This is a genomic window from Achromobacter sp. Root83 (assembly GCF_001428845.1).
Taxonomy (GTDB): domain Bacteria; phylum Pseudomonadota; class Gammaproteobacteria; order Burkholderiales; family Burkholderiaceae_B; genus Achromobacter.
The window spans coordinates 90,796-103,283 of the sequence record NZ_LMIU01000022.1 but is presented as its reverse complement, the minus strand read 5'-3'; the positions used below and the strand labels follow the sequence as shown (position 1 = coordinate 103,283).

Annotated in this window: 14 protein-coding genes; 12 read left to right on the top strand and 2 right to left on the bottom strand. The window is 65.1% G+C overall.

Annotated features, from left to right (window positions below):
- Nucleotides 1-6: 6 nt before the first annotated feature.
- A complete protein-coding gene (locus ASE30_RS16285) occupies nucleotides 7-1,227 on the bottom strand; it encodes a CaiB/BaiF CoA-transferase family protein (protein WP_057285330.1) in 1,221 nt (406 codons plus the stop codon).
- Between the two features lie 117 nt (nucleotides 1,228-1,344).
- Nucleotides 1,345-1,509 carry a hypothetical protein gene (locus ASE30_RS29280; RefSeq protein WP_200964443.1) on the bottom strand — a complete coding sequence of 55 codons (165 nt, stop codon included), beginning with the start codon at nucleotides 1,507-1,509 and terminating at the stop codon, nucleotides 1,345-1,347.
- A gap of 296 nt (nucleotides 1,510-1,805) precedes the next feature.
- Here ASE30_RS29280 and ASE30_RS16280 point away from each other — a divergent pair, with 296 nt between their 5' ends.
- The 12 genes from ASE30_RS16280 to ASE30_RS16225 all read left to right on the top strand — a co-directional run bounded on the left by ASE30_RS16280 (nucleotide 1,806) and on the right by ASE30_RS16225 (nucleotide 12,478).
- Nucleotides 1,806-2,504 carry a response regulator transcription factor gene (locus ASE30_RS16280; protein WP_057285329.1) on the top strand — a complete coding sequence of 233 codons (699 nt, stop codon included), beginning with the start codon at nucleotides 1,806-1,808 and terminating at the stop codon, nucleotides 2,502-2,504.
- Nucleotides 2,505-2,678: 174 nt separating this feature from the next.
- Nucleotides 2,679-2,891: a hypothetical protein gene (locus tag ASE30_RS16275; protein WP_057285328.1), complete on the top strand. Its 213-nt coding sequence runs from the start codon at nucleotides 2,679-2,681 to the stop codon at nucleotides 2,889-2,891.
- 98 nt (nucleotides 2,892-2,989) lie between these two features.
- The gene (locus tag ASE30_RS16270; protein ID WP_156407685.1) at nucleotides 2,990-3,316 is read left to right on the top strand and encodes a hypothetical protein; all 327 of its coding nucleotides are present in this window, start codon (nucleotides 2,990-2,992) and stop codon (nucleotides 3,314-3,316) included.
- A 225-nt stretch (nucleotides 3,317-3,541) separates the two neighbouring features.
- Nucleotides 3,542-3,856 (top strand): hypothetical protein, encoded by a 315-nt coding sequence (locus tag ASE30_RS16265; protein ID WP_156407684.1) that lies wholly within the window; start codon nucleotides 3,542-3,544, stop codon nucleotides 3,854-3,856.
- Nucleotides 3,857-4,209: 353 nt separating this feature from the next.
- Nucleotides 4,210-5,589, top strand: a complete 1,380-nt coding sequence (locus tag ASE30_RS16260) for an amino acid permease (protein ID WP_082601604.1) — start codon at nucleotides 4,210-4,212, stop codon at nucleotides 5,587-5,589.
- Between the two features lie 111 nt (nucleotides 5,590-5,700).
- Complete coding sequence (locus ASE30_RS16255; protein WP_057285324.1) at nucleotides 5,701-6,108, top strand: hypothetical protein; 408 nt, start codon at nucleotides 5,701-5,703, stop codon at nucleotides 6,106-6,108.
- A gap of 39 nt (nucleotides 6,109-6,147) precedes the next feature.
- On the top strand, nucleotides 6,148-6,675 hold the full coding sequence (locus ASE30_RS16250) for a fimbrial protein (RefSeq protein WP_057285323.1): 528 nt from the start codon (nucleotides 6,148-6,150) through the stop codon (nucleotides 6,673-6,675).
- 191 nt (nucleotides 6,676-6,866) lie between these two features.
- Complete coding sequence (locus tag ASE30_RS16245) at nucleotides 6,867-7,403, top strand: fimbrial protein (RefSeq protein WP_082601641.1); 537 nt, start codon at nucleotides 6,867-6,869, stop codon at nucleotides 7,401-7,403.
- A gap of 7 nt (nucleotides 7,404-7,410) precedes the next feature.
- Nucleotides 7,411-8,118: a molecular chaperone gene (locus ASE30_RS16240; protein WP_057285321.1), complete on the top strand. Its 708-nt coding sequence runs from the start codon at nucleotides 7,411-7,413 to the stop codon at nucleotides 8,116-8,118.
- A gap of 16 nt (nucleotides 8,119-8,134) precedes the next feature.
- Entirely contained in the window at nucleotides 8,135-8,677 is a 543-nt protein-coding gene (locus ASE30_RS16235) for a fimbrial protein (protein WP_162259929.1), read from the top strand.
- A 100-nt stretch (nucleotides 8,678-8,777) separates the two neighbouring features.
- Nucleotides 8,778-11,282: a fimbria/pilus outer membrane usher protein gene (locus ASE30_RS16230; RefSeq protein ID WP_235515274.1), complete on the top strand. Its 2,505-nt coding sequence runs from the start codon at nucleotides 8,778-8,780 to the stop codon at nucleotides 11,280-11,282.
- On the top strand, nucleotides 11,273-12,478 hold the full coding sequence (locus ASE30_RS16225; protein WP_057285318.1) for a fimbrial protein: 1,206 nt from the start codon (nucleotides 11,273-11,275) through the stop codon (nucleotides 12,476-12,478). Before ASE30_RS16230 ends, ASE30_RS16225 begins: the two co-directional genes overlap by 10 nt.
- Nucleotides 12,479-12,488 lie beyond the last annotated feature (10 nt).

The following is a 12,488-nucleotide window of genomic DNA, read 5'->3' as shown; positions in this document are numbered from 1 at the left end:
TGTTGTTCAGATGATCTTGCGGTCGCGGTAGTCCTGGATCGCCTCGGCGCTCATGCCCAGCTCGGCCAGCACATCCTCGGTATGCTGGCCCAGCAGCGGGGGCGCGCTGTCGGCGCGCAGCGCCGAGTTGCCGAAGCGCAGGGGGTTCATCACCTGCGGCACCGAGCCCGCGGCGGGATGCGGCAAGCGCCGCAGCATGTTGCGGTGGATCACCTGCGGATCTTCGAACACCTCGGGAACGGTATTGATCGACCCGGCTGGCACGCCCGCCTGTTTCAGGGCGTCAAGCCAATGGGCGCGCGGCTGCGCGGCGAAAATGGCGTCAAGAATGGGATCCAGATCGGCCTGGTTCTTCACGCGCTGGCTGTTGGTGAGATAACGCGGGTCCCGCGCCAGCTCGGGCCTGCCGAGCATGCCGCACAGGGTGGCGAACTGCGCATCGTTGCCGACCACGATCACGATGTCGCCGTCGGCGCAGGCGAACGTGCGCTGCGGTTGGATATTGGGATGCGCGGTGCCCGTGCGGCGCGGCGCGCGGTTGCCCAGAAGGAAATTCATCGCCTGGTTGGCCAGCAGCCCGACCTGCACGTCCAGCATCGCGACGTCGATGTATTCGCCCTGGCCCGTCTGGGAACGGCGCAGCAGCGCCGCCACGATGCCCAGCGCGGCATACACGCCCGTGGTCAGGTCCACGATCGGCACGCCCACTTTCTGGGGGCCGCCGCCCGGCTTGTCGTCGCGTTCGCCCGTGACGCTCATCAGGCCGCCCATGGCCTGGATCAGAAAGTCGTAGGCGGGTTCCGCGGCGCGGGGGCCGGTCTGGCCGAATCCGGTGACCGAGCAATACACCAGGCGCGGGTTGATGCTGGACAGCGATTCGTAGTCCAGCCCCATGCGCGCCAGCGTGCCGACCTTGTAGTTCTCCAGCACCACGTCGGCGTCGCGGCACAGTGTTCTGATCAAGGCCTGGCCCTCGGGCGTCTGCAGGTCTACCGTGATGGAGCGCTTGCCGCGATTGGTGGCGATGAAATAGGCGCCGTCGGCCGTGTCCTGCCCCTGCTCATCCTTGAGGAAAGGCGGTCCCCACGACCGGGTGTCGTCGCCCTGGCCGGGCCGCTCGACCTTGATGACGTCCGCGCCCAGATCGGCAAGTATCTGGCTGGCCCAGGGGCCGGCCAGAATGCGGCTCAGGTCCAGCACCTTCAGGTTTGATAACAGCGGCTGCAAAGCCTTCTCCTTGACTCCTGTGATGTGCAGGTAGTCTAGGATTTCCCAAGCGCCGCGGGATGCGCCCGGGACACAAAGCTGTTATGCGTTTCCTGCCGCGCCAAGGCGGCGCGGCGCTTACCGTCCCGTGTTCGGGTAGTTCGGTCCGGCGTCGTTAAAGCCACCCGAGCTGTAGGGATTGGCCGCGCCGGGATGGGGCGGGCCGCCTTCGCCGGGGGCGCAGCCGGCCACAAACAGAGCGGTTGCCAGGAGTGAAAGCAGACGAATCAGGCGGGATTTCATGGAGGTCTCCTGCGGCTGCCCCTCAGCAGGCGCGTGGCTTGCATCGTATGGAAAGATTATAGGTGGTCCGCCGCAACGGCGTACCGGAATTGAAAATCGCCGGCCGGTTGCGGCTTTTACGCCGCTCGAATATTTGATTCGGCGCTGGTCCGGCGATTCCAATTTGATTTTCGGATCCGGCCATTCGCGTGGCGCTGGTTATTCATATAAGTACTAGATATTCGGCAGACGTTGTGGCCTAAATTAGGACCAGCGGATCTGGACCCGAACCGGGTTTGGAACATACTGGGAACGCCGTGAAAATAGACCTGATTTTTGCCGATGACCATCCTGCGGTGCTTGCCGGCGTGCAGCATGAATTGCGCAGCGTACAGACCCTGCATGTGGTCGGCACGGCCAGAAACTCCTCTGAAGCTATTGATCTGCTGACGCAGCACGCCTGCGATGTCTTCGTCACGGATTACATCATGCCGGGAGGAAGTTTCGGCGATGGCATGGGCATGTTGTCGTTCCTGCGGCGCCGCTTTCCGGGCCTGAAGATCATTGTGTTCACAACCGTCGGCAACGCGGCGATGGCGTCCGAAATGATGAGGCTGGGCATCAAATCCGTGTTGAACAAAGTCGACGATATCGGCCACCTCATTTCCGCGATCCATGCCGTCTATGCAGGCGCTACGTACCTGTCGCCGTCATTGCGCGCCACCGGCGAAAGCGAGGGCCATGTCATCGAGCCCGAGGGCAGGCGCAAGCGCCTGTCGCGCCGCGAAGTCGAGGTGGTGCGCCTGTACGTCGGCGGCTCCTCGGTCACCGAGATCGCGAAGACGCTGAACCGCACGAAGCAGACGGTCAGTTCGCAGAAATCCAGCGCGATGCGAAAGCTGGGCATCAACCGTGACGTCGATCTGTTCAGGTTTGCGTACGAGAACGGCGTGGCGCTGGCCAGCGAACACAGCAGGGAAGGCAATGCATCCCTGGAAAATCTTACGTTCATGTAAGGATTGGCAAGATTTTTGATACGGGTCAGATGGTTCTTGCGGAGCGCAAAACGTAATCTCATTACCGGTCGTGGATGCGTTGTGCTCATCGGCAATTCATCGTGTCCTCGGTTCGTGAAAGATGCAATCAATAGCATCGGTATCCGGCGCGTCTGTTTTCGTGAGGATATGCCAGTGAGCAATTCGAATCAGAACCCCGTCCATGCCGCCCTGCTGAATTTCGCGAAGCTCGGAGAGCCGGGCAGGGACAAGTTCATCAGCAGGATGAACGAGTTTCTGCTGGCATCCCCCAAGAGGCGCAAGTCCATGCAGTCGCATTGGGCGGGGGAGCAGCGGGAAACCGCCGCGTCGCTTCATCCGTTCAATGACGAGGACGCTCAGGACTGAACTCCCGCGCCGACGGCAAGGGTTTCTTTGGCGCGATCGATACGCCCTGGCGGGGCGTCACGGAACGGGATCGCATCGCACTATCGGATGGAATTGGCGTGCTTCTACTCACCTTGCGTTGCGGTGTGGTGGCCGGATTCGCGGCATCGGCCGCGCGGCTGGATATCGACGTGGGCTACATTCTGCTGCTGACGCTGCTGGCCTCGGGCGCCTTTGTGCGGCTGACCAGCATGGCCCTGCTGTGCGCCATCGTGCTGTTCGTGGCGCGAACTCCGCTGATCTGGGAGCTGACCCGGCCCAGACCATTGCAGATGGCCACCTGCCTTGCGGGATGCCTGCTGATCCTGCTGGCCAATGGCGCGGGCCGGTTCTCGATTGACCAGCTGCTATACCGGCGCAAGCAGTCTCTGCTGCACCGCGGATAATTCCTTGGCCGGCGCCGGTTCAGGCGCGGTCCCGCGATTCCCCACTCCGCTTGCTTTCATAGCCTCCCTGCGCGGGTATCGCCGCGCGGGGAGGTTTGCTTTGTACTAGTCAAATAGTACTTGCCAGTTTTACTAGTACCAGTCCTATACTTGATCGACCCCGCGCCTTCGGATGGGCCGGATCCGGCGCCCGCGCCGGCGTGGGACAGTCATCAAGGAGGCGCTATGAACACCACCCGATCACTGGTATTAGTGGCATTGCTTAGTGGACTCTCCCATGCCGCCATCGCGGCGCCCAATCTTGCGGCCAAGCAAACGGGGAAGATACTGTTTCAAGGCGCCATCGTGGAAGGCGCCACGTGCCAGCCCCAGGCCCTGCGCCAAGGCATGGTCCAACGCGCGGTCGCAACCTGTTCCGCCGCCCGTGCGGCGCAGCGGGCACCCGGCGAATCCATCGGCGCCGAAGTCGGTGTGCAGATGCAGGAACTGGTCTCCAGCGATGGCCAGCGCCGCCAACTCCTGACCTTGACCTACCGCTGACCCGGCCGTGCAGGCCAGGCGGCCTGCGCGCCGCGCATCTTCGAACTTGTCCTATGGAATCCGGGACGGCCGGCGCGCATCATCGGTCCACGAGATAGTTGCGGTTTCAATGCGCGCTTGCGCGCCCTTCGCGGCGCCGCCAAGACAGCGAAGCCTTTAGCCCCACCCACGTAATCCGCGCGCCGCGAGCCGGCGCCGACTGCGTGCGCCCGTATTCGCGCGCATGCCGGCAGGGGCGCCATCCATCTCCAGGGCTGGCGCGCATCCGGTCGGCCCGCACGCGCCCGGCTTCGGGCATTCGGACAACGGCATGCACTTTCGCGCCCGCAAGCACGGGCGCCGGGTTCTCCATCATGAATGAAATCGATCACATCCAACGAAGAGAGTCAGGGCTGCCGGCGGTGCTGCGTCCCGCGCAGATGTCCATGGTCGCCATCGGCGCCGTGCTCAGCTATGGCCTGATCACCGGCGGCGGGTATTCCGTGTTCGTCGCGGGGCCGTGGGCGATAGCCGGCTATCTGGCGGCCGCGGTCCTGGCCCTGCTGTTCAGCCGCTGCCTGGCAGAGATGAGCGCGGCGCATCCCACGCCGGGCGCGTTCGGCGCCTACGCGGAACAGTATCTGGGCGGCTCGGCGGGCTTTGTCGTGCGCATCTCGTTCTATGTCGCGGTGGTGCTGATCATCGGCACCGAAGTCCCGTTGCTGTCGTACGCCTTCAAGACGCTTGCGCCGCGGGTCCCGGAGGACGCCGTGGTGGTGGTGGCGCTTGCCTGCCTGGCCTTCATCAATGCGCGCGGAGCCCGTTGGTTCGCTCGCGTGGAATTCGCCCTGTCGGCGTTCAAGCTGTCGGCATTGCTCATCTTCGTCGGCCTGGCCGCGTATTACGCGCTGGCGGCGGGATCTTCCGCCGCGCCGCCCGCGGCAGCGGCCAGCGCGGACGGCCACGGATGGGCGGACGTGTTTCCGGCGGTGTGGAAGGTATTCATTCTTGCAACCCTGGGCTATATCGGTCTTGAATCGCTGTCCGTGGCCGCCGCGGAAACGGCCGCGCCGGCGGCCGCGATCCGCCGTCAGATGCGCCTGACCGCCTGGGCGATTGCCGGGGTGTCGCTGGCCGTGGTGGGGGTGTCCGCGGCGCTGGCCTACCGGGGCGTGTCGCATATCGGCATGCCTCCATTTTTTCTGGTGCTGAGGCTGACCGGATTGCCGTGGATGGGCTTCGTGTTTCAGGCGATCGTGGCGGTCACGGTGCTGTCGGTGTTGAACAGCCTGCTGTACTGCGCGTCGCGCATGCTGTTCAGCCTGGCGCGCGCGGGTCAGGCGCCCAGGCGGCTGGGCGAGATCCACGCGGGCAGTCCCGCACTCGCGGTCGTGGCGACCGCGTTGCTGGCGGGCGCCGTCTACGCGGCCTATCGCTGGCAGCCGCTGCTTGCGGGCACCGGCGCCACGGCGATCGCCTCGGCAGGGTTGATGACGGTCTGGCTGTCCGTGTTCGCGGCCTGCGCGCGCTTCAGGCAGCGTCGTGGCGCCGGCACGCGCGCCTGGGATGCAGGTGCCGGCGCGCTGGCGCTGCTGGCCATCGCGGCATCAACCTGGGCAATCGAGATATTCCACTACACGTTGAGGATCGGCGCGCCATCCGTTGCCGCGCTCTGGCTGCTGCATCGCCTGTCGCGCCTGTTGCGCCAACGCAAACGGGGCAAGCCACGCGCCGCCGTTCAAGTTTCGACCTAGTCCTATATAACGAAAGCAGGCCCAAACCTAAGATGCTCATGGCTCCCAGACATGGAGAGCTGGCGCAGGCAAAACGCCTGCATTTTCTGAATCAACTTCCGAGCAGCGCGGATGAAAAAGCTAGGTATCTGGGTCGATTACAGCTCAAAAATCGTATGCAACGAGTTGCGTCGCCAGGAACTGATCTCCGTCTCGGATTGGGTGCATGACGCCAGCTACTGCGCGTCAAGGTTCTCCCCAGCGACGTACCAGGGCTACCGGCTCTGGGCGGCTCCGTGCCTGCGGCTGATGCGCAAGCATCGGATGCTGGCACGAGGCCTTGCCGTCGCGGTGCGTTGGATGGCCGCCGATATCAAGTATCGGAAGGGCCTGAGCAAGCGCCCGCATCTGCCCGGACGCTTTGTCAGCCAGTGCCTGTTCTGGCCGGCGAACTCGCTACTGGGCACCCTTGCGGGACTGCGGCGCAAGCGGACGGGAATTGCCACACGCAATGCTTCGATCCGCCGGCTGGGTTGTTGACTCGGATTGCCAACCTCTTAACCCGATAGGTTCCTTACCATGAAGAAGACTCTCATCAACGCATTGTTCGCCGCTACCCTGGCCGCCATCGCCGGCACCGCCGCAGCGGACAGCGGACGGATTTCGTTCGAAGGCGAAATCACGGAATCCGCGTGCTCGATCGGCGGCGGCCAACTGGGCAGCAACATGACGGTGTCGATGGGCAGCATCTCGACCAACATGTTCTCCGGCGTCGGCGTCCGCGGTCCCAAGCAGGACTTCACGATCTCGCTGCTGGGCTGCGACATCTCGGTCGCCACCACGGCATCGATCTCGTTCGCACCGGGCGCCGGCAGCGTTGTCGCCAGCCGCCTGCTGGGCCTGGAAAACGCCAGCGGCGCCCGTGGCGTGGCGGTCGGCCTGGAACAGGACGGCACCGACATCATCGTCGGCGGCGCGGCCAAGTCCTACACGCTGCAGGAAGGCACCAACAACCTGAACTTCAAGGCGTTCTACGAGGCGACCGACGCCAACGTGACCGCTGGCGCCGCCAACGCGCGCGCCGTATTTGAAGTCACGTACTCCTAATGGGGTAGCGGGGCGGTTCCGCCCCTGGGCCGGGCTTATCGCCCGGCCCGCCTTCCGACATTGCCGGAGTGCATTGCCGGCATCCGGTGCATCCGGGCGCGGCGGACCGCGTCCGGATCCCAATCGAATTGGTCGAATTGCCCACGGATCCAGCAGGCGTGACCCGTGTGGGCGAGCTTTTGGGCGAAGAAATGAACATCAGATTGAAAGGGCTTGCGGCCGTTGCGGCTTATGCCTTGATGGCGGGCGCTGTCCAGGCGCAAAGCGCGCAATTGAACATCACGGGGCGAGTCGTCGCCGCGTCGTGCACGATCTCGGTGGGCGCCGTGGCGTTCGGCGACGTGCCGATCGCGAACTTTACCGACAGCCAATATGCGAAGACGTTCCAGGTCACGCTCGGGAATTGCGATATGGCGACCCTGACGCGCGCTTCCGTCACGTTCGCGGGCACCATCGTGCCGGAAGTATCGAACAGCACCGGGCTGGCGCTGAACGATGCGTCCACGCGCGCGCAGGGCGTTGCCGTCTCTGTCTACATCAACGAGAGCACGCATGGCGGCTCGGTGGGTACGGCCGTGCGTTTCGACGGCGCGACCGCCTATCCCTTTTTGCTGGCCAGCGGCAAGAACACCTATGACTTCCAGGCAAAGCTGGTGCCGGTGCCTGGCGTGGCTTTGCGCACGGGCACGGCCAACGCCACCGCCACGGTCACGCTGAGCTACGCCTGAGGACGCCATGAAAATACGATTCCTATCCTTTCTGCCGGCGATCGCCCTGATGGCCGCGCTGGCCGGCGGCGCGGCCGACGCCGCGATCCAGTTGTCCGGCACGCGCGTCATCATGAACGAAAAGGATCGCAACGTCTCGATCTTCGCGAAGAACCTGACGACCGCGCCCTTCGTGGTGCAGGCATGGATCGACGGCGAAGCCGAGGAAATGCAGACCCCGTTCTTCATCACGCCGCCGCTCAGCCGGTTCGACGCGAATGCCGAACGCAGCCTGAACATCACGCGGGTGGGCGGGGGACAGTTGCCGGGCGACCGCGAGTCCTACTACTGGGTCAACGTGCTGGAAATTCCGCAGAAGACCGACGCCGCCCAGAACAGCCTGACGCTGGCGACGCGCACGCGCATCAAGCTGTTCTACCGTCCGACGGCCGTCCTGCAGCTTCCGCGCGGCCCCGAACTGGTGAAGTGGGCCCTGGTGCGCGATGGCAAGAACTGCGGCATCGATATCCAGAACGGCTCGGCCTACAACATGAACTTCGCCCGCATCGATACGACCGGAGAGCCGTCCGGGTTCGGCACGGCCGTTGTCGCCAAACCGCTGGCCAGCACGCGCGTCGCGCTCGGCAAGTGCCCCGCCGGAGCCATCAAGCTGGCGCCCCACGTCGTCAACGACTATGGCGTGGTCGAGCCCTGGCCAGAAATATCGTTGCAGTAGCGCCTTGGGTGTGCAAATGAACAGAACGATCCGAACCCGCTGCGCGGTGGCGCTGTTGGCACTGTGCGGCGTGATGCAGGCGCGGGGCGCGTTGCTGGAGGTGACGGGCAGAATCGTGCCGGCGCCGTGCACGCTGGTGCTGAGTCCCGTGGACATGGGAAAGGTCCCGCTGGCGGACTTCCTGGGCAGCCCCGGCTCGGGCGTCAACTACGGAAAGAACTTCCAGGTGGGTTTGGCGGGGTGCGACCTGCAGACGCTGCATTCCGCCTCGCTGGATTTCACGGGCGCCACCGTTCCCGGCAGCAATGACACCTTGCTTGCCTTGACACCGGATCCCAGGGTGGCGGCCGGCATCGGCATCCAGATCGTCCGGACCGATGCGACGCATCCCGGCGACGGGCTTTCCGTCGTCTTCAACCGCAACGAAGGCATTCCCTTCGACGTGGGCAGCATCAAGACGAGCTACGACTTCAAGGCGTTCTACAGCCCCGTGCAAGGCGCCGCGCCAAGGGCCGGCACCGCGAACGCCACCGCGACGGTAACGCTGACCTATTCGTAGCGTGCATCCATCCGCCGCGCAAGCGGCCCCATCGGGCTTGCCCCATTCATCCAACATGAACCGATCCCGGCTCGCTTTCAGCGAGGCGCACGCAAGCACCATGAGAACAAAGATCCTGTATCGCTCCCTGGCCACTGGAATGGGCTTCCTGTCCCTGGCGCTGGCCTGCGCAAGCGCCAGCGGCCAGACACCGGAAGAGGCGGCAGCCTCGTTCGACAACAACTTCCTGCATAACGTCAAAGGGCAGCCCGGCGTGGACCTGTCGGTCTTTGCGTTTTCCAATCGCGTGCTGCCCGGCACGCGTACCGTGCTGCTGCGGCTGAACCGCCAGCCGCTGGGCACTCGCGACATCGAGTTCGTGGCGCAAGAGGGCAAGGAGGACGCGCAGCCTTGCTTCACCGTGACCGCGCTGGAGGAGCTTGGCGTCAACATCAAGGCCTTCGCGCCGTTGCTGAGCATGGACCCCACCGACTGCACGGCGCCGCTGGCCGCCATTCCGCAGACGTCGATCGCGTACGACCACGAAAAGAACATCCTGGACCTGTCGATCCCCCAGGCCGCGCTGGACCGGAAGGCGCGCGGCCTGGTGTCGGCCGATCTGTGGGACAGCGGCAAGACCGCGCTGTGGTCCTCGTACCGGATCGGGCACAACCAGATGAGCGTGTCCGGCGGGGGCAGCAATAGCCATTCGACCTTCGCGAGCTTTCGCAATGGCCTGAACCTGGGCGAATGGCGCGTGCGCAACAACGGCAGCTTCTACCAGAGCAACGGCGAGTCCACGTGGGACTGGACCGACGTGTACGCCGAGCGCGGCATCGTGCCGCTGCGAAGCTGGCTGCGCCTGGGCGCCAGTTCGACGCCCGGCAATATCTTCAGTTCGTCGCGCTTTCGCGGCCTGCAGATGCAGTCGGACGAAAGCATGCTCCCCGACAGCCAGCGGGGCTATGCGCCCGTGGTGCGCGGCATCGCCAACGGCAACGCCAAGGTCACGGTGCGCCAGAACGGCTACGTGGTCTACACGACGTTTGTGCCGGCCGGCCCCTTCGTGATCGACGACCTGTACTCCACGCCCGGCGGCGGAGACCTGCAGGTGGAAATCGAGGAACTCGGCGGCCGCGTCACGCGGTTCTCGCAGCCGTTCTCGGCGTTGCCGCTGATGATGCGCGAAGGCATCCTGAGCTACAACTTCGTGGCGGGCGAGCATCGATCCAGGTTCGACTCGGAACGTCCCATGATGAGCCAGTTCACCATGGCTTATGGCCTGCCCGGCGGGCTGACGGGCTATGGCGGAGCGATGGTGGCCGAGGGCTCCTATCAGGCCGGCGCGCTGGGCATGGCGCTGAACATGGAGACGCTGGGCGCGGTGTCGTCGGATATCACGGGGTCGCGCTCGCGGGACGACCGGGGCAAAAGCATCTCGGGCATCGCCGCGCGCATCCAGTACGCAAAGTCCTTTCCCGGCAGCGGAACGGATTTCACGCTGGCCGGCTACCGCTACAACTCGGCGGGGTTCCGCAGCCTGGACGACGCCGTGCGCGACCGGTCCGGGCCGGACTCGGATCTTTTGCGCGGCCTCAGCCGCGTGAACGAGTACCAGCTTTCCCTGTCGCAGCGCATCGGTACGCGGGCGTCGGTGTCGTTCAACTATTTCGGCGTGTCGTACCGGAACGCGCCGTCGACTTCGACCTTCGCCCAACTGGGCGTATCGAGCTCGATCGGGCGGGTGGGCTATTCCCTGACCTACGGCGTCAACCGCAGCCCCTGGAGCCGGCGTGAATCCACGGTGATGTTCACGATGAATATTCCGCTGGGCGGCTCGCATAACGGAAGCTATGCGATCGGCCGCAGCTCCGGCCAGGGCACGAGCCAGGACGCCACCCTGAGCGGGGCGCTGACGGATGACTACGCGCTGACCTACGCGCTGCAGGCCGGGGTGACCAGCGGCTCGGGCGAGGGCGCGCGCGGATACGGCGCGCTGGGCTACGCGGGGCCGACCGGCATCGCGAACGTCAGCCATGCCTACAGCAAGCGTTCGTCCAACACCAACCTGGATGTCAGCGGCGCCATCCTGCTGGACGGAAAGGGCGTGCTGCTGGGCCAGTCGCTGGGCGAGACCGCGATCATCGTGGAGGCGCCGGGCGCGTCCGGGGTGGAAGTGGACTCCTTTCCGGGCGTGCGCACCAACGGCGATGGCCGGGCCCTGATTCCGTATGCCAACGCCTACCGCGAGAACCGGGTATCCCTGACGCCGAACTTCGACGACGCCGACACCACGCTGGAACACAACGTGCAAACCGTGGTGCCGACCCGGGGCGCCATCGTGGTGGCCAGGTTCGATACCGAGATCGGGCGCGCCATGCTGGTGGTGCTGCGCAATGATGCGGGAATGGAATTGCCGTTCGGCGCTGCGGTGTTCGACAAGGACAACGAGCAGAAGGGCATCGTCGGGCCGGTGGGCCGGGTCTGGCTGACCGGCCTGGCGGGCGCCAACCGCTTCACGGTGCGGTGGGGCAATGACCAGGAAAACCAATGCGCCTTCGATATCGAGGTGCCTGCCGGCAAGAGCCAGCCGGAAGAGAAGAGCAAGGAATTGACATGCGTCTGACGACGATGAAGTACGACCTCGGCCGGCCGCGGGCCTGCGCGGAACTGCGGCGCCGCCGACGCCTGGCGGCCAGCGCGCTGGCCATGGCCGCGGCGCTGGGCGGCGGCCTGGATGCCGCGCGGGCGGGGCCACTGGATTCGCGCAGCGCGCCCACGATGTGCAGAGTCAACAACAACGGCGGTGTCAGTTCCCAGGGAAACCGCTACGACGGCTTCGATGTGGGTATCTGGCAGATCACCGTCAGACCCCGGTCTTCCTCCTACCCCGTGCCCGCCAACAAGGGCTTCGGGCAGCTCTTGTTCTCGTCGACGGAGACGCAGTTGCCCTGGCTGACCGGGCAGGCCCAGGGCAGGGCGGCCCCGGTCTACGACTGTCCCAGCGGAGGCCTGGAAATGTTCAATGGCCGGGGCTCGCCTATTTCGGGGTCCGACGTCTACCAGACCGGCGTGGCGGGGATCGGCTACCGGGTGTACTACTACATCTCCAGCAATGAATCCGTTTCGGCGCCCTGGTATGCCGCCAACACCTTTACCTCCGGCGCGCTGGTGTTTCCGTTCAACGGCAATTCGTTCGGCAGCAACCTGCGCACGCGGATCGACTTCGTTTCCACGGGCGACGAGGTCAGGCCCGGGACGATTCTTTCGGCCAACGTGTATGGCCAAAGCGTTCTCTCCGTGCCCTACTCCGGTTCGATGCCGATGCCGCTGTACCGGGTATCCCTGTTGGGGAACATCGTGATCAGCGTGCCGACCTGCTCGGTCAGCCAGGCGTCGGCCTTGAACGTGAACCTGCCGGACATCAATTCGGCGACGCTGGCCGGGTCGGCGACGGGGCCCGAGGAGACCAGAATCGTGCCGGTCACGTGTGCTTCGTCGAGCCAATCGCCGCCGACCCTGAAGATCACGTCGAACAACCGGCTGGGCAGTTCGCCGAACCTCCTGGCCAATGCGCTGACGGGAGCGAACGCCGCGCAGGGCGTGGGCGTGCAGTTGCAGACGATCGTTCCCGCGACGGGCACGCGCCGGGATCCCGGCTTCGGCACCGTGCATACGGATCTGGGCCAGGCCCTGGGCAGCCTGCCCGCGTCATCGTGGCAATACCAGTTTTCCATGCGCTATGCGCGCACCGGCGCGGTGAACGAGATCCGCGCCGGTGCGCTGCAGACGGGCGCCACGCTGACGTTCGCCTACAACTGAATCGACAGGA

Excerpts from the sequence above, each read along its gene's own strand:
- ASE30_RS29280 (WP_200964443.1), bottom strand. The coding sequence starts at position 1,509 with ATGAAATCCCGCCTGATTCGTCTGCTTTCACTCCTGGCAACCGCTCTG.
- ASE30_RS16265 (WP_156407684.1), top strand. The coding sequence starts at position 3,542 with ATGAACACCACCCGATCACTGGTATTAGTGGCATTGCTTAGTGGACTC.
- ASE30_RS16260 (WP_082601604.1), top strand. The coding sequence starts at position 4,210 with ATGAATGAAATCGATCACATCCAACGAAGAGAGTCAGGGCTGCCGGCG.
- ASE30_RS16255 (WP_057285324.1), top strand. The coding sequence starts at position 5,701 with ATGAAAAAGCTAGGTATCTGGGTCGATTACAGCTCAAAAATCGTATGC.
- ASE30_RS16250 (WP_057285323.1), top strand. The coding sequence starts at position 6,148 with ATGAAGAAGACTCTCATCAACGCATTGTTCGCCGCTACCCTGGCCGCC.
- ASE30_RS16245 (WP_082601641.1), top strand. The coding sequence starts at position 6,867 with ATGAACATCAGATTGAAAGGGCTTGCGGCCGTTGCGGCTTATGCCTTG.
- ASE30_RS16240 (WP_057285321.1), top strand. The coding sequence starts at position 7,411 with ATGAAAATACGATTCCTATCCTTTCTGCCGGCGATCGCCCTGATGGCC.
- ASE30_RS16235 (WP_162259929.1), top strand. The coding sequence starts at position 8,135 with ATGAACAGAACGATCCGAACCCGCTGCGCGGTGGCGCTGTTGGCACTG.
- ASE30_RS16230 (WP_235515274.1), top strand. The coding sequence starts at position 8,778 with ATGAGAACAAAGATCCTGTATCGCTCCCTGGCCACTGGAATGGGCTTC.
- ASE30_RS16225 (WP_057285318.1), top strand. The coding sequence starts at position 11,273 with ATGCGTCTGACGACGATGAAGTACGACCTCGGCCGGCCGCGGGCCTGC.